Genomic DNA, 226 nt, shown 5'->3' with positions numbered 1-226 from the left:
GAAAGACTTGCGAAGCACACGCCCCCGGTCATCCACGAAGCAGGCGTAGTGGGTTCGTTTCGCGATATCGATTCCCACGACAAGCGTTTGTTCGGTTACTTGATCAATTTTATAGTTTTGTGTACAATTCATCTGAAGTCCTCCTTGGTATGGTGAGTAATGTTTGACACCCCTGCATCATACCAAGAGGACTTTTTTTGATCAAGTCCCCCGGAAAAGCTCCTAA

1 pseudogene is annotated in these 226 nt (G+C 46.5%); it reads right to left on the bottom strand.

Going from position 1 to position 226, the window contains the following annotated elements:
- Window positions 1-132: pseudogene (locus tag LD028_RS09885) on the bottom strand (IS110 family RNA-guided transposase); the annotation flags it as partial.
- Window positions 133-226 lie beyond the last annotated feature (94 nt).

It is taken from the genome of Anoxybacillus sp. LAT27 (assembly GCF_022030075.1).
Classification (GTDB): domain Bacteria; phylum Bacillota; class Bacilli; order Bacillales; family Anoxybacillaceae; genus Anoxybacillus; species Anoxybacillus kestanbolensis.
The sequence above is the reverse complement of the archived record's forward strand: the minus strand, read 5'-3'. Positions and strand labels throughout refer to the sequence as shown.